General features: G+C 64.0%; 16 protein-coding genes. 7 read left to right on the top strand and 9 right to left on the bottom strand.

Annotated elements, in window-relative coordinates; genetic code table 11:
• Positions 1–255 precede the first annotated feature (255 nt).
• Positions 256–669 carry a hypothetical protein gene (locus tag BT108_RS02240; RefSeq protein ID WP_072292914.1) on the top strand — a complete coding sequence of 138 codons (414 nt, stop codon included), beginning with the start codon at positions 256–258 and terminating at the stop codon, positions 667–669.
• Between the two features lie 59 nt (positions 670–728).
• Here BT108_RS02240 and BT108_RS02245 read toward each other — a convergent pair whose 3' ends face one another.
• Both BT108_RS02245 and BT108_RS02250 read right to left on the bottom strand, forming a co-directional pair.
• A complete protein-coding gene (locus BT108_RS02245) occupies positions 729–1838 on the bottom strand; it encodes an aminoglycoside phosphotransferase family protein (protein WP_218184799.1) in 1110 nt (369 codons plus the stop codon).
• 149 nt (positions 1839–1987) lie between these two features.
• On the bottom strand, positions 1988–2353 hold the full coding sequence (locus tag BT108_RS02250; RefSeq protein ID WP_072292915.1) for an exosortase system-associated protein, TIGR04073 family: 366 nt from the start codon (positions 2351–2353) through the stop codon (positions 1988–1990).
• Between the two features lie 447 nt (positions 2354–2800).
• Between BT108_RS02250 and BT108_RS02255 the strand changes: the two genes are divergently transcribed.
• Together BT108_RS02255 and BT108_RS02260 are read left to right on the top strand one after the other, a co-directional pair.
• A complete protein-coding gene (locus tag BT108_RS02255) occupies positions 2801–5326 on the top strand; it encodes a glycosyltransferase family 39 protein (protein ID WP_255369578.1) in 2526 nt (841 codons plus the stop codon).
• Entirely contained in the window at positions 5320–6780 is a 1461-nt protein-coding gene (locus BT108_RS02260; protein ID WP_072292916.1) for a DUF4139 domain-containing protein, read from the top strand. The genes BT108_RS02255 and BT108_RS02260 overlap by 7 nt, the downstream gene beginning before the upstream one ends.
• A gap of 244 nt (positions 6781–7024) precedes the next feature.
• Here BT108_RS02260 and BT108_RS13740 read toward each other — a convergent pair whose 3' ends face one another.
• Positions 7025–7192 carry a hypothetical protein gene (locus BT108_RS13740; protein ID WP_177257230.1) on the bottom strand — a complete coding sequence of 56 codons (168 nt, stop codon included), beginning with the start codon at positions 7190–7192 and terminating at the stop codon, positions 7025–7027.
• 603 nt (positions 7193–7795) lie between these two features.
• On the opposite strand from BT108_RS13740, the gene BT108_RS02270 reads away from it, so the two are divergent.
• The gene (locus BT108_RS02270; RefSeq protein WP_072292918.1) at positions 7796–8317 is read left to right on the top strand and encodes a methylated-DNA--[protein]-cysteine S-methyltransferase; all 522 of its coding nucleotides are present in this window, start codon (positions 7796–7798) and stop codon (positions 8315–8317) included.
• Between the two features lie 10 nt (positions 8318–8327).
• Here the strand turns inward: BT108_RS02270 and BT108_RS02275 are convergent, their stop codons facing one another.
• Entirely contained in the window at positions 8328–8753 is a 426-nt protein-coding gene (locus BT108_RS02275; RefSeq protein ID WP_072292919.1) for a VOC family protein, read from the bottom strand.
• Between the two features lie 726 nt (positions 8754–9479).
• Here BT108_RS02275 and BT108_RS02280 point away from each other — a divergent pair.
• Together BT108_RS02280 and BT108_RS02285 are read left to right on the top strand one after the other, a co-directional pair.
• A complete protein-coding gene (locus tag BT108_RS02280; protein WP_072292920.1) occupies positions 9480–9821 on the top strand; it encodes a hypothetical protein in 342 nt (113 codons plus the stop codon).
• A 15-nt stretch (positions 9822–9836) separates the two neighbouring features.
• Positions 9837–10244, top strand: a complete 408-nt coding sequence (locus BT108_RS02285; RefSeq protein ID WP_083566106.1) for a hypothetical protein — start codon at positions 9837–9839, stop codon at positions 10242–10244.
• Between the two features lie 8 nt (positions 10245–10252).
• Here the strand turns inward: BT108_RS02285 and BT108_RS02290 are convergent, their stop codons facing one another.
• The gene (locus BT108_RS02290) at positions 10253–11425 is read right to left on the bottom strand and encodes a PA0069 family radical SAM protein (RefSeq protein ID WP_083566107.1); all 1173 of its coding nucleotides are present in this window, start codon (positions 11423–11425) and stop codon (positions 10253–10255) included.
• Positions 11426–11673: 248 nt separating this feature from the next.
• Between BT108_RS02290 and BT108_RS02295 the strand changes: the two genes are divergently transcribed.
• On the top strand, positions 11674–12000 hold the full coding sequence (locus BT108_RS02295; protein WP_143142353.1) for a hypothetical protein: 327 nt from the start codon (positions 11674–11676) through the stop codon (positions 11998–12000).
• Positions 12001–12044: 44 nt separating this feature from the next.
• Here the strand turns inward: BT108_RS02295 and BT108_RS02300 are convergent, their stop codons facing one another.
• The 4 genes from BT108_RS02300 to BT108_RS02315 form a co-directional block, all read right to left on the bottom strand.
• Entirely contained in the window at positions 12045–12905 is an 861-nt protein-coding gene (locus BT108_RS02300; protein ID WP_072293010.1) for a c-type cytochrome, read from the bottom strand.
• 65 nt (positions 12906–12970) lie between these two features.
• A complete protein-coding gene (locus BT108_RS02305) occupies positions 12971–13204 on the bottom strand; it encodes a hypothetical protein (RefSeq protein WP_143142354.1) in 234 nt (77 codons plus the stop codon).
• A 76-nt stretch (positions 13205–13280) separates the two neighbouring features.
• Positions 13281–13499: a hypothetical protein gene (locus tag BT108_RS02310; protein ID WP_072292923.1), complete on the bottom strand. Its 219-nt coding sequence runs from the start codon at positions 13497–13499 to the stop codon at positions 13281–13283.
• Between the two features lie 181 nt (positions 13500–13680).
• The gene (locus tag BT108_RS02315; protein ID WP_072292924.1) at positions 13681–14877 is read right to left on the bottom strand and encodes a pyridoxal phosphate-dependent aminotransferase; all 1197 of its coding nucleotides are present in this window, start codon (positions 14875–14877) and stop codon (positions 13681–13683) included.
• Between the last annotated feature and the right edge of the window lie 37 nt (positions 14878–14914).

Consider the following 14914-nt stretch of genomic DNA (forward strand, 5'->3'; position numbering starts at 1 on the left):
CCAGATATCCGCCGATGGAGGGAATGGGCCGGGTCAGCCTGCCTGAATCGGCTACAGTGTAGCGCATTCATGACAAGGTGCGCACCATGGATTTGCGGCACGGCGGGGGACGGCCGGCTTCTGTGTCTCGACACTTGCCGGACCGCATAGTAGGCTGTAGGTTCCGGAACCCGGGATGCCCCATCGAAGGCGGCGAAGCCCAGTGTCCGGGCTGCACCTGCTTCACCTTCCAAAAACAGTGAGAGGACACATACCATGGGACGACTCATTTTTCTTGCATCACCTGCGATGCTGCTGGTCGCGCTGGCAGCGCATGCGGGCACCATCGACGACGGCCACTGGTCGCCTAGCGGCTGCGGCCCGCTGCCCGAAGCCCCCGCCGTGGAGTCGGGCACCGTCGATTCCGTCAACCAGGGCATCACGGCAGTGAACGAATGGCAGAAGAAACTGCAGGTCTACGATGAATGTATGATCAATGAGGCCAACGCCGACGCCGGCATCATCTCCGAGTCGGCCAATTCCTACCAGGCGAAGTATCGCGAGGCATCGAAAAGGGTGAATGAGGAAATCACCGCGGCGCGCAAGAAGTTCAGCAGCCAGTCGGCCCCGCCGGGCGTCATGCCCGGCATGATGCCTGGTTCGGGCATGGGTTCGGGGATGGGCTACTGATCGTCGTCCTGTCGGGAAAACCTCGGGGGCAGGCTACCGGCGCACGGTTTCCGCAGCGATCATGCGGGGAGGGTGGAAAAGGCGTCGAGATCGGCCACCGCAGCGGCTGTGCGGCGGATCAGTTCGCGATTGCTCTCGGGTGCTATCATGCTGCCCACTGCGAGAGAAAGAATCATCGCCTCGAACGGGTAGGTGAGGTGGGCGCGGTATCGGTTCATGAGGCGTTTCGTATCGATAGCTGCTCCATGGTGGCGTAGCGCATCCGCGTACGCCGCCACGAGATCCGTCTCACGGCACCGCCTGTCCTCTGGACGCAGGGCAGTGGCGAGAAAGTAGGCCACATCGCCGATGCCATCCCCGATGCGCACCAGTTGCCAGTCGAGCAGGCCCGGCTGGGCGCGGTACCAGAACAGATTGCCGGGATGGCAGTCGTGGTGTACCAGGGTTTGCGGCGCCTGCGCTAGAAAACGCATCACCCGGCGCCGGCGCCGGGCATAGCGGAGTGCCGGCGCATGCAGAAAGGCGGGCACGAGGGATCCTGCCCGGTGCAGCCCCCGCTGCATCAGTGGAAGCGCCAGTGCCGTACCGAGATAGTCCTCCAGCTGGCGCACCGAGTCGGTCAGCCAGCGGTAGGTCTTCAGCAGGTTTGCATCCTTCTGGAAATGGGCATGCAGGCGGGCCAGCTGCCGGATGACCTGCTCCGCCTGCGCCACCGTCAGCGTGTCGCCGGGGGTACCCGGCACCCCTCCGGATTCGGTGATGTCGGCAAGCACGATCACCGCGCCCCTGCCAAGCCTGCTCTGTGCGGCCAGGACGGAGGGCATCGCCACCGGTATGGCGTGGGCTGCCTCGTTGTAGAAGCGTGCTTCGGTGTGCAGCAATCGCGGCAGGGCGGTGATCAGCCGCGCGCGCCAGTTCAGCGATGGCAGCTTGACGAACCAGCGTCGGGGCAGATTCGGCGGTCCATCGTGTTCGATCGCGAGGCGGACGCGGGTCGTGGTGCCGACATCGACGGAAAGAATCGATGCGCTCGAGACCGTCACGCCGGGTTGGTGGAGATCGACCACCCGCTGGGCCCAGCCGGTGGTCAGGTCATCGGGCCGGCGGACAAGAATGTCGGTTTTCATGGCAGGCGTGTCAGATGCCCCGCGGATGGATAGGGTATTCATTCGGGGTCTCATTCCCCCTAACGATTGCTGAGTATACATTTTAATATTGTCGCGTTGGAAGATGCGGGAGACGGATAAAGAGAAGCGGATAAAAAAAGGGAGCCGCAGCTCCCTTTTTCATGAAACCGGGCAATGAACCCGATATCGTGCTACTGCAGTTTCCAGTCCGGGTGGTAGTGCGTTTCCTTGTTGAATTCCTTCCAGATGTAATCCGGGTAGATGATCGGCTTGGTGGGAATGACGAAGGTCACCAGATCCACTGCTCCCGTGAGCGTGCGTCCGATACTGTGCAGGATGCCCGTCAACAGGCCGACCGGCACCCCATACGCGGCACCTTTCTGGTTCGTGGTGTTGATGATGTTCTTGGGAATTTCCACGAATCCCGTCACGGTATTCGCCAATCCGTGCGCGAGCTTGTCGCCCACTTTTTCGGGATAGCTTGCAGCCATTGCAGCTTGGGATGAAAACAGAAACAGCGTGGTTGCCAGCAGGAATGCTTTCAGTATGCTCGTCATGAAGTCCCCCTAGGAGTGGATAAAGAGTCGATCAGGTTGTACCCGTTTCTATACTAGCACATCGTCACGAACCGTGAATATCCCTTCCGCCGCGAAAAGCAGTACGGAAGGGCTTTTGCGCCACCCGGCGGCAGTGCATTTCAAGGATATTCCGATTATGAAATGTGCTACGCTTCGCTTTTTGCCCGATCGCATCGAAATCTGGCAGCCGAAGACGGCACGATGTGCGCGGCAACGTGGTTTCATGAGCCGTTCGGATATGCCAGATCCGGATTGTCCCCGAGGTCCGCCAGTCGGAACGGGCGGCCCAGAAGAATAATATCCATCCGTTTCCAGCCCGATATCAAATTGTCGAACATCCTTCATCTCCCACCTTCCCATCTTCCCTCATCAGTATCATCCGGCCGGTTTTCCACACGCATAGGCGACACGCTGCAGTGTTCCATCGTGGTCTCCGCGCCCGGCGGAACGGAGGGCATCGAGTCGCTGCTGGATCGCCTCCATGCGCTGGATCGAATGCAGAGGGGCGTGGAAGTCATCGTCGTGGGAAAGGGACCGGAAAGCGGGGTGGTCGAGCGGATATGTGCCCGGAGACAGTATGCGGGCGTCCGCCTGGTCGAGGGAGGCGAAGGAGCGGATCCTGCCGGGGTGCTGCTCGAGGGAGCCGCCGTGGCGCACGGCGAGATTGTCGTCGTCATGAATGCGGCTCCAGGTTGTTCGTTCGGGCAGTTGCCCGCGCTGGTGGATCCCGTTCTGGAAGGATCCCAGGACGTGGTGATCGGCGGCAATCGGAAGCCTGCAATGGCTGCTGATCAGAAAAACCCATGGCATCGCCGCTGGCGTTCATCCGTGGATGACTGGATCGCCGGCCTGATCCACGATGCGGGGAATGCTCCCTGGGAAGCCTTTGCCTTCCGGCGGGAGCTGGCGCCGACGATTGCCGATCGCATTCGCGGGAGCGGTGTCTGGGCAGGATTGCGCAGGATGCGTCGCGACGGATTGCGGGTGATGGAGGTCGCCGTACAGCCGCCCGATGCACTCGGCGGCGCGGCAGCCATGGGCGCCAAGAATCGCACGCTCCAGGCCGGGCTGGTGAGCGCCGTCGTCGACATCCTGATGTTCCAGCTGCTCTTCAGCCTGGAAAACGATCTGGCGCTGGCCCATATCGTCAGCTTCGCCATCGCGATCGCGGCGGGCCATGCATTCATCCTGAGATCTGGCGGTCCGGAGGCGGCGGGCTGGCGTCCTGCTCCCAGCCTGCTCGCGGCGAGAGGGGGCATCCTGCTGCTGCGGGGCGGCATCCTGGCGCTCCTGGTGCAGGGGATGCATCTTCCTCCGGCACTGGCCATTTTTCCGGTGGCCGGGTTCTCGCTTGCGCTCGACCGCTTCAGTGTCATGCTGCACACGCTCGTCATCCGGGGGGGAGCGTTGCCGGTCGATGCGCGCTGGCGCATCGCTTCCCTGGGGATCGTGGGCTTCGCCATACTGCTGCGGCTCATTTACCTGGGAGTGACGCAGCTGATCCCGGACGAGGCGTACTACTGGAACTATGCCCAGCACATGGAGCTCAGCTTCCTCGATCATCCTCCCATGGTGGCATGGCTCATCTGGCTGGGTACGGCTTTCATCGGCGACAACGAGTTCGGCGTCAGGATCGGGGCCTTCATCTGCGGCCTCGTCGCCATGGGCTACCTGTATGCGCTGGCGCGCAATCTCTACGACAGGACGACGGGCCTGCGCACCCTGCTGCTGCTGGCCGTCTTGCCGCTGAGCTTCGTTCCCGGCATGCTGATGACGGCCGATGCGCCGCTGGTCGCCGCGTGGGCCGCGACGCTCTACTACATGGAACGTGCGCTGCTGGGCGACGGCGGCGGGCGTGCCTGGCTGGGCCTGGGGATTGCCTTCGGCCTGGGGATTCTGTCCAAGTATACGCTGGGCCTGCTGGGGCCGGCTGCGCTGGTGTTCGTGATGCTCGATCCGGCTTCGCGCCGCTGGCTGCTGCGGCCGCAGCCTTACCTGGCAGCCGCGCTCGCCCTGCTGATATTCTCGCCAGTCATCGTCTGGAACATGCAGCACGAATGGTCCTCGATCCTGTTCCAGTCGGGTCGGGCAACCGGGATCGGCAACCGGTTCTCCCTGCATCTGCTGGGCCTGCATATGCTGCTAGTCCTGACGCCCGTCGGGTTGGCTGCCGCGTTACTGGCGCTGCGCGCGCCGGAGCAGGCTTTCGCCGATTCGATGGCGGCACGGCGGCGGCTGTTCGTGAGAGTGTTCACCTGCGTGCCGCTGGCGGTGTTCTTTTCCCAGAGCCTGTTCGGTGCGCCGAAATTCCACTGGACGGGTCCCGTGTGGCTGGCCCTCCTGCCGACGATGGCGTGGATGATGGGGCAGACGCCGCAACTGCATACGCTCGGGAGGCGGATCCAGGCAGCCTGGAGGCCCACCGTCGCCGTTCTCGCGCTGCTCTACGCGCTGGTGCTGCACTATGTAGTGCTGGGCATTCCCGGCATTCCCTACGTCGGTTTCGGCGAGCACTACTTCTGGCGGGAAGCCACGCAGGAGATCGAACGCATCGTACAGGACGTCCATCGCGAAACCGGAGAAAAGCCGATGGTGGTCGGCATGAGCCGGTGGTCGGTGGCCGCCTCCCTGGATTTCTACAACCAGAGGGGTCGAGGCGAGCCGATGGATATCCGCTCCCGCAACCTGTTCGGCGACAACGCCGCGATGTACGACTTCTGGCAGCCGCCAGGCCCGCCGATGCACCGCCCCGTCATCCTGGTGGGGATGGCGCCGGGCGATCTGGAGCGCACCCGGGAGGGCCACGAGATCGGCCTGATGCTAGAGCAGCCAAATCCGGTGCTCGAACGTACGATCCTTCACGGGGATAAGCGGCTGCGCAAGCTATACTATCGAATCGCGCAGGGATACCGCGGCCGCCCGAGTCAACCATGTCCGGAGGAGAAATGCTGAAAACGCTGAGATCCAGTCTGGCGATAGCCATGCTTGCCTTGTTCTCCTGCCCGGGTATCGCGGCGCCGGCGGACCCCGGAGGAGAGGTCACCGCCACCGCCGCGCAGCAGAAGGCGGTGGCGGTGACCATCTACAACGACGATCTGGCGCTGGTCAAGGATACGCGCGCGATCGTGCTCGACAGGGAATTCAACCGTCTCGCATGGCGCGAGGTTTCCGCGCGGATGCGGCCGGAGACGGCACAGCTGCGCAATCTCACCCATCCCGAGGGATTCCGCCTGCAGGAGCAGAATTTCGATTTCGACCTGCTGACACCCGAGAAACTGCTGGAAAAATATCTGGGCAAGGAGGTGACGGTAATCCGGACCAACCCGGCCACGGGTGGAGAAACCCGCGAAACGGCCACGGTGCTCGCAACGCAGGGAGGCACCATACTCAGATTTCCCGATCGCATCGAAACCGGGGTGCCGGGCCGCCTGGCATTTCCCGGCGTGCCGGAGAATCTGCGCGACAGGCCGACCCTGATCGTCTCCCTCGTCAATGCCAGCAGCGGCAGGCAGGACCTCGAGCTTTCATACCTGACCGGCGGATTGTCCTGGCATGCCGACTACGTAGCGGAGTTGAACGGGCAGGACGATCGTCTCGACTTCAACGGCTGGGTGACCCTCACCAACCTGAGCGGGGCCGCCTATCCCGACGCCAGGCTGCAGCTGGTGGCCGGCGACCTGAACCGCGTGCGCCCGCCCCAGCCTCTGCCGCGCGAGGTCATGGCCATGGCGGCCAAGGCGGCCGATGCCGACGAGATGAGGCAGGAGTCCCTGTTCGAGTATCACCTGTATACGCTGCAGCGCCCCACGACTCTGGCGGAGAACCAGACCAAGCAAGTGGCGCTGCTGTCCGCGGCGCACGTGCCGGTCAGAAAAGAGCTGTTGCTGGCGGGCGCGAATTACTACTATTCCGGGCAATATGGCGACATGGGGCGCAAGCAGAAGATCGGGGTGTACGTCGAATTCCTCAACCGGGGCGAGGGCCTAGGCGTGCCCCTGCCCAAGGGGATCGTGCGCGTGTACAAGAAGGATGCGCAGGGAAATGCCCAGTTCGTGGGCGAGGATCGGATCGACCATACGCCCAGGAACGAAACCGTGCGCCTGAAACTGGGCGATGCATTCGACGTCACGGCCGACAGGAAGCAGACCGATTTTCGCAGGCTCGGCGGTGAAGGACGTCACGACGCCATATTCGAAACCGCCTACCGGCTCGTGATCAGGAACGCCAAGAAAGAAGCCGTCACGGTCACGGTGCAGGAGCCCGTGCCCGGTGACTGGACGATGCTGACGGAATCGCACCCGCATGCCAAGGCGGCTTCGGGCATCGCGGAGTGGAAGCTGGCCGTTCCCGCCGACGGCAGCAGCACGCTCGATTATCGCGTGCGCGTCAAGCACAGGGCAAGATAGAGAAACATGCATTAGATCCTGCCGCTCGCATCCTGCTCCGCGCCAGGATGCGAGCGGCGGCCGAGGAGCGTTCGCCCGGGAAGGTGCGGGCAAGCACTGGCTGACAGCTGGTCGGGACTCCGTATTCCACGCCTCGGCGCTTCCCCGCTTGCCTCGGGCCTCGCGGAAGTGCCGGAAAAAAACGTCAGGCCATGGCCTTCACGAAATGCCATGCCGTTTCGAACGGCATGGGGCAGACCACGAATTACACCTGTCTTGCGGAAAACGCACCATCGGCGGGCGCGGTACCGACGGCGCGACGGGTATCCGCGTCGTAAACTTCCCAGGGACTCCTCTGCGCGCAGAAACCAAGCAATCCCAGCACGCACAGCAATCCCAGCACGCCGAGTATCCTTTCTATCTTTGCTCTCATGATGACCATCCCGATATTCAGACCATACGTCTTCGGGCATATCGAATGCCGCGTTTCCCGATATCCCGCCATCCGACACGCCATGGAACCGGTGCGGCCAACGCCGGAGGAGCATGCAGTCATCCTGCTGCCGGCCGGATCCATGTCCATGACGAGGAGCAGGCTATCATCGATCCCGGGAATTGAATGCCGGGAAAGCCTGACAGAACATTCGCATCATGTCCCCACGCGGCCCCGGTTTCCCTACAGGGATGTTCCGGGAATGCGGACAAGGCCACGGGCGCGGGAAGGACGCGAAATGGGCAGGCGGCGTGACGGACGAGCCTCGTGACACCCGGGGGAATCACGAGCGCTAGACGGCTGCGTTGGCGGATCGCCTGCAATGGAGCCGTTTGCGATATGCTGTCGACCTCGGGTCCGGCGTCAGGGACCGGAGAGTCCGGTCGAGAAGCGGGAGATCGCCCGGCACGGCCATGGCCAGGGTTGCGGAAGGGCCGGCAGGCGAGCATGGGAAGGACGTCGTGGCGATTGCGAGCACGGCGCCCCGGCGTGCCTGCGATGCGACCCAACCATGGTGTCATTTGAATGTGCGAGGCTGGTACGATGAACCATTACACCGTTATGGAAAGTCCCATCGATTCGCTGCTGCTGACGAGCGATGGCGAATATCTCACAGGACTGTACATGGAAACGGAAGCGGCAGCCTGCCTCCCCCAGATACGGAAAGAAGGGCGGCGCGATCCATCGCTTTTCAGGGATGCCATTGCCCAGCTGAATGCCTATTTTGCGAAGGAATTGCATCGATTCGATCTTCCGCTGAAGGCATCCGGAACACCCTTTCAGAAAACCGTGTGGGACCTGCTGACCACCATCCCCTACGGCGAGACCGTCAGCTACAAGAGCATCGCCGAGCGCATGCACGCGCCCAACGCCACGCGCGCGGTCGGATTGGCGAACGGGCGCAATCCCATTTCCATCATCATTCCCTGCCATCGCGTCATCGGCGCCAACGGCAAGCTCACCGGCTATGGCGGCGGCCTTCCCCGCAAGCAATGGCTGCTGGCGCACGAAGGCAGGCAGGGCACGCTGGTGGCCCCGATCAGGGCCGTACGACAGTCAGCGTGAGGCCATCGCGTCACCGCCCCGGACAATCGAGCAGGGGATGGGGATGCCGGGCCTCGCAGCCGCCGCTGCCGTAGGGGCGTGTGAGAACCTCGAGCACGTGGCCGTCGGGATCATCGAAATACACGCCGCGCCCGTCATCCCAGCGGTTGATGCGGCCGGGTTCGCGGTGGGATGGATCGGCCCAATAGGGTATCCCCGCCTCCACGATCCGCCCGAAGACTCCATCGAACGCGGTCTCGCCCACGCGGAAGGCGAAGTGCCGGGAAACGATTGGCGGCGTGCCCGGCAGGAAGTCCAGCGATGTTTCCCCGATCTGGAGCACCGTGAAGTGGCCCAGGCGCCGGGGTGGCCCGACATCCAGCAGGCGGGCAAGAAACGCGGCGCTGGCGGCAGGATCGGTTGCGTGAACGAGGGTGTGGTCCAGGGTGATCATCATCGAAAAGCCTCCATGCATGAAGCGGGGTTCCGCTTTTCCGAAGCAGGGTCTGATCAGCCCCGTTCCCCGCGAATGGCCAAGCGCGATATGAAAAAATATTGATGTATATCATATGAATACACCGATAACCCAGATATTGCATCAATTTTTGTTGCGGTGGTGCCCGAGGCCGGGGTCGAACCGGCACGACCGAAGTCGAGGGATTTTCCTGCCACTTCGGCTTTCGCCGCCGGCGCACGCGCCGTTCGTGGTCTGGAGCACGCCTTCACCCTAGCCTTGCGGCCTTAGGCGCCCGCCGTCTGCTCTCTACGCCTTCCCGGGCCTTCCGGCCACAGGCTTGGCTCGGCGTTGGCTCGGTGCCGGGGCACCAGGGCGTTCGCCGACTTTGACGGGCTTCACCCCGGCGGTTTCCTACCGGGGGCTCAAATTGCTCAAGTCCCTTGTGTCTACCAATTTCACCACTCGGGCAGATCGATTTCAACAGGCCTGCCATGCCGGACACATCCGGCTTTCCTGCGGAGAAGGAGAAGGCAGCCCTGGATCCGCGTCCGCGAAGCATTCTAGCATTCTCCGGCACACGCTCCCCTGCTTTGACTCGCGTCGCTTCAAGTCGAGCGGGTTGCTGGTGTATACTTTCCGGCAGCGATGGATAGTGCAGGTTCCGCCTGCATCGCTGCTTGCGTCTACCCGCTTTACCAACCTCATTATCTTCACAAGGAGAATGAAATGCGTTTAGTTTACGCCCTGGCTGCCGCGCTTGCCCTCGGCATGTCCGCCCAGACCGCATCCGCCGCCGAAGCATCGGTTGCCATTTCTTCACCCAAAAGCGGCGCCACGTTTGCTCCGAAATCGGACATCGAGATCGCCTACAAGATCGCGCTCGGCGACAAGGGGGATCATACCCATCTGTACGTGGACAAGGACGAGGCACTGACTCTGCGCGGCCTGGAAGGCACTCACGTGCTGAGCGGCCTGGCGCCCGGAACGCACGATATCTGCATCAAGGTGGTCAACAAGGCGCATACGCCGATCGGCGCGCAGGAGTGCATCCAGGTCAGCGTGCAGTAATCGTCCCTTTCCATTGTGCTGGAGAATCTGAGCTACGCCCTGGTGCAGGTGGTGCACAATTTTGGTGCCGCTGCCGTGACCGGGGGTGCGGTTTGGGGTCTGCATCCGGCGCTTGGGCCTGCATTCCAGCGCAGGCTCGTGTGGGTCATCGGCTTGAGCTGGGGCGCCCAGGCGCTGAGCGGAGCGGGATTCGGGACGGTCAGCTACTATTATTATGGCCAGTTTCCCGAGCTGAGCGGGGTGGCGTTCGCCGCCCTGCTTACCAAGATCCTCTGCGCGATGGGCGGGGTCGTCGTATCGGTGGCGTATCTGCGTCGTGCCGATGGCTGGAGCGAGGCGAGGCGGCACGCTGCCTGGAAGCTCCTGACCGGCCTGGGGACGACGGCGCTGGCCGCCGCCGCCTTCCTGCGCTGGTACGCCTGACGCGGCACTCAATTTTCCGGGAACAGTTCCAGCTGCCCGCCGGCAGAACCCGAGGCCGTGCCGCCCGCCGCAGCGGGCGGCCTGAAGCGCGAACCGTCCAGGGAACGAAAGCGGTTCGAGCGGGCAGCAATGCCCAGACGGGCCGCCGCCACCTCGAAGCGGCGGCGGATCATGTCCGCCCACACGCCCTCGCCGCGCATGCGGGCACCGAACGCGGCATCGTAGTCCTTGCCGCCGCGCATCTCCCTCACCCGGTTCATGACGCGCTGCGCGCGGTCGGGAAAACAGCCTTCCAGCCATTCCCGGAACAGGGGACTGACCTCCCACGGCAGCCGCAGCACGACGTAGCTTGCCCCGGTGGCCCCGGCTTCCGCCGCGGCTGCCAGGATGCGCTCCAGATCGGGCTCGGTGACGAAGGGGATGACCGGCGCCACGCTTACCGCTACCGGGATGCCCGCGTCCGCCAAGAGGCGGATGGTGCGCAGCCGCCGAGCCGGCGCGGCGGCGCGTGGCTCCAGGGTGCGGGCCACCACGGGGTCGAGCGTGGCCAGCGTCACCGCAACCGTCGCCTGCCGCCGGGAGGCCATGTCCGCGAGCAGGTCGACGTCGCGCTCGATCAGTGCCGACTTGGTGATCAGGGCGACCGGATGCTGGCACGCCTGCAGTACCTCCAGCACGCCGCGCGTCAGCCGCAGGCGTTTCTCGCAGGGCTGGTAGGCGTCGGTATTGACGCCGAGGGCGATGGGCCGGGGTACGTAGGAGATCTTGGCAAGTTCCTCCCGCAGCAGGGCGGGGGCGTTGATCTTGGCGTAGATGCGGCTCTCGAAATCCAGGCCCGGCGACAGGCCCAGGTAGCTGTGGGAGGGCCGTGCGAAGCAGTAGACGCAGCCATGCTCGCAGCCCCGGTAGGGGTTGAGGGAGACGTCGAACGGCAGGTCGGGGGAGCGGTTGCGGCTCAGGATGGACTTCGCCTGCTCCATGATGACCTGCGTCGGCAGCGCCGCGGCCGGGATGCTGCCATCCGCCACGGCATCCCCGGCATGCCAGCCGTCGTCCACGGCCTCCCGCGCCCAGGTTTCGTAGCGGCCCGGCAGGTTCGACACCGCGCCGCGCCCCGTGTGCTTCCCGCGTGGGCGCGGGGGCAGCGGCGATGTGTCGATGTCCGGATCCGTGTCGACCATGGCAATTGCGGATATACTGGTATGCGGCGTCCCGGTGGCGTATCGCCGGACACGGCAGAATTCCCTGTTCCGGAAAGTGCCGGGACAGCTTGGCTTTGCCCCATTATCGCAGAATGATTGCTGTCCGAGCCGAAATGGTGAGACCGACCGTCTTTCTCCTGATGTGTCTTGGCTTTTGCCTGCCTGGCGGGGTTCAGGCTCAGGACGGCAATCCGGCGCCGTCTTCGCGTACCGTTCCGGATCCGCGCGTGGCTCAGCTGGAAGCGGTGCTGAACCGGGTGCAACTGGAGCAGCAGGCGATTTACCAGCAGTTCCAGATGACGCAGGAGCTGCGCCGCAGCCTGATTCAGGAGGGTGGTCCGATGCAGGCAGGTCCCACCATCACGGGTGGGCTGAAGGATCACCCGCCTCCGAGCTATGACGATCAGGTGAAGCTGCAGCGGGAGCGCCAGGCTCGCATCGAGCGATATGGCCACGATCTCGACAGCCTCCACGCGCGTTACGCCGAACTGGCCGAGCGCAGGCAGGCGCTGCTGGACCAGCTGATCGAACTGGTGCAGCCGCCGCAGCCTTGACTTCCTGACGCCGTTTGCCGCGCTGGCATTTCCATTTCCCGCATTCATCGTCCATTCACCGCCCGGAGATAGGCCACCAGATCTTCCACGATCGCCTCGCGTTCCGGCAGGTCGCGTGCCAGCGCAGGCATCGTGGTGCCAGGACGCACGGCTTGCGGATTCTCGATCCAGCGCCTGAGGTATGCCGGTTCGAGAGGCTCTTCCGGATATGCGGGAGAGGCCAACGGCGGCGCCTTGCCGCCGCCTTCGCCATGGATCGCATGGCATGCCATGCAGTGTCTGCGGAAGTGGGCATGCCCCCGCCACGCCGCTGCCGGCGACGCAGGCGGGGGCGCCGTGGCGGAAGAAGATGCCATGGGGCGCAGCGCGATGCGCCTGATCTGGTAGGGCATCGCAGAGGCAGTGACGCCAGGCGGCTCGTCCGGATTGATGCCCCACACCAGGTAGAGCGGCCCCAGTGCCACGGTCTCATCGTTCTGGAGCGCATTGACGAGCGTGAACGGGATGATGTCGTCCCCGCTGGCCAGGGCGAGGTAGGCGTCGCGGGCCACGAACCGCGCCACAGGTATGCTGGGCTGGTATCCGTCCCTGCAGGTGAACACGATCTCCTGCGCCCTGCGCCAATCACTGCCGAATACCGCATCCAGTACCGCTCGCGCCGGCATGGCGCGATAGACGCGCATCCGTTCCTCATGCGCTTCGAAGACCGGGATCGGCGCTGCCGGCACGCGGGCGGCGAGATCCTCCGCGGTGAAGGTACCGACGAGAATCCCTCCACGCGCGAATTCCACTGTTTCGGGGGATTGCGCAGCCGCGGAGCGGGGCAGCAGCGGCAGGAGCGCCAGGACCAGGGCGATGGAGCAGGGCAGCGCGCGGGGGAAAGGAAGAAAAAGAGAATGCGTCATGGCCTGATTATCGGCCACATCGCCGACCGATGCGAGCGATGCCCGGGCGGCGTGCCGGCGCCTGGCTAACGGCTGCGCGTACCGAGCGGACTGCCCAGCCTCATGGAGAGATCATCCATGGATCGGTGGGCGGATTCGAGAATGAAGTCCAGTTGACCGGGCTGCATGCGGAAGGTCTCGAGGCACGCCACGCAGACCAGTCCCGGTGCATGCCTCAGGATGCCGATGCGCTCGAAGTGCTGCATGCCGCAGTAGGGACAGGACACGGGAATCCGTTCGGCATCCAGATCGATCTTCATGCATCCTCCCGGAGCATGGCCGACGGGATCGTGCGGGCCGGGCATACCCCGGTCGGCGCCTCCATTCGCGGCCATCTCAAACCAGCCGCAGCCTTCCCTCCCGCTTTCCCGCATTGCGCCGGGATGCCAGCGCGAAGGCGAGGGCGGCCTGCAGCTGGTGCGTGCTCACGTGGGAGATTCGGCGGCAGGCGGAGCAGATCAGCTGCGCGTCCCGCCTGAGCCGATCCAGCCGTTCTCCCAGGTGCTTCCCGCAATGGGGGCATGGAATGGTGACAAGCTCGCAATCCGTATCCATGATTCTCCCTTAGGAAAGGGATTTATCCTTATATATTAAAAGATGTTAATATTTTTATTAAAGTCGTATGAATTCATGGTAGCCCTTCTTTCGCAGCAATGCCAGTCGACATTGCCCTCCTGTCTGTAGGGGAAACGGAAAGGGCTATCTGCGAGCGCCGGGATGGTCCGCTGCCCGCGGTTCATCCGCCGAGAACGCGCCCCATGCGCTGCAGCGCGTTCTCGAGGTTGCCCAGCGCGGTGGCGAAGGAGAGCCGGATGTAGCCCTCGCTGCCGAAGGCCGAGCCCGGCACTACCGCCACGCCACAGGATTCCAGGAGGTATTCGCTGAAGGAAAGGTCGCTGGCCTCAGGCAGCACGCCTCTCGCATGCAGCCGCCCGATGGCCTCGCGCGTGTCGGCGAAGGCGTAGAACGCGCCGCCGGCAGGCAGGCACCGGACGCCCGGCAGCGCATTGAGGGCTGCGGTGACGAAGCGGCTGCGTTCCCTGAACGCGTCCACCATCGGCACGATGCACGACTGGTCGCCGTTGAGCGCAACCTCTGCCGCTGCCTGGGAGATGGACGCAGGATTGGAGGTACTCTGCGATTGAATGTTCTCCATGGCCGTGACAATGTGCGCTGGGGCCCCGCAGTAGCCGATGCGCCAGCCGGTCATGGCATAGGCCTTGGAGACCCCGTTGAGTACGGCGGTGCGATCGTACAGGGCAGGGCAGGCGTTGAGGATGTTCACGAACTTTCCTTCCGAGAGCAGAATGTGCTCGTACATGTCGTCCGTGGCGATCAGGATGTCCGGATACTTCAACAGGACCTCGCCCAGCGCGCGCAGTTCCTCGGCGGAATAGACACTGCCGGAAGGGTTGCTCGGGCTGTTGATGACGAACAGCCGGGTGCGGGGCGTGATGGCCCGCTCCAGCTGTTCGGCGGTGATCTTGAAATTCTGTTCGATACCGGCCTCGACGATCACCGGCCTGCCCTCGGCGATCAGCACGATGTCGGGGTAGGATACCCAGTAGGGCGCCGGGATGATGGCTTCGTCGCCTGGATCGATCACCGAGAGCACCAGGTTGAAGAAGCTCTGCTTGCCGCCGCAGGAGACGAGTATCTGGCCCGGCGTATAGTCGAGATCGTTGTCGCGCCTGAATTTTTCGATGATGGCCTTCTTCAGGCCCGGGGTGCCGCCTACCGCGGTGTACTTGGTGAGGCCGCCGTGGATGGCGGCGATGGCCGCATCCTTGATGTGCTGCGGGGTATCGAAGTCCGGTTCGCCGGCACCCAGCCCGATGATGTCTCGCCCCTCGGACTTGAGACGGGCTGCCCGGGCGCTGACGGCAAGAGTGGGGGAGGGCTTGACGGCCCTGGCGCGCTTTGAGAGTTCCACGAATGATGTCCTTGGAGTGCGTGTGTCACGCGGGAAA

The sequence above is a fragment of the Nitrosovibrio sp. Nv17 genome, assembly GCF_900119085.1.
In the GTDB taxonomy this organism is placed as follows: domain Bacteria; phylum Pseudomonadota; class Gammaproteobacteria; order Burkholderiales; family Nitrosomonadaceae; genus Nitrosospira.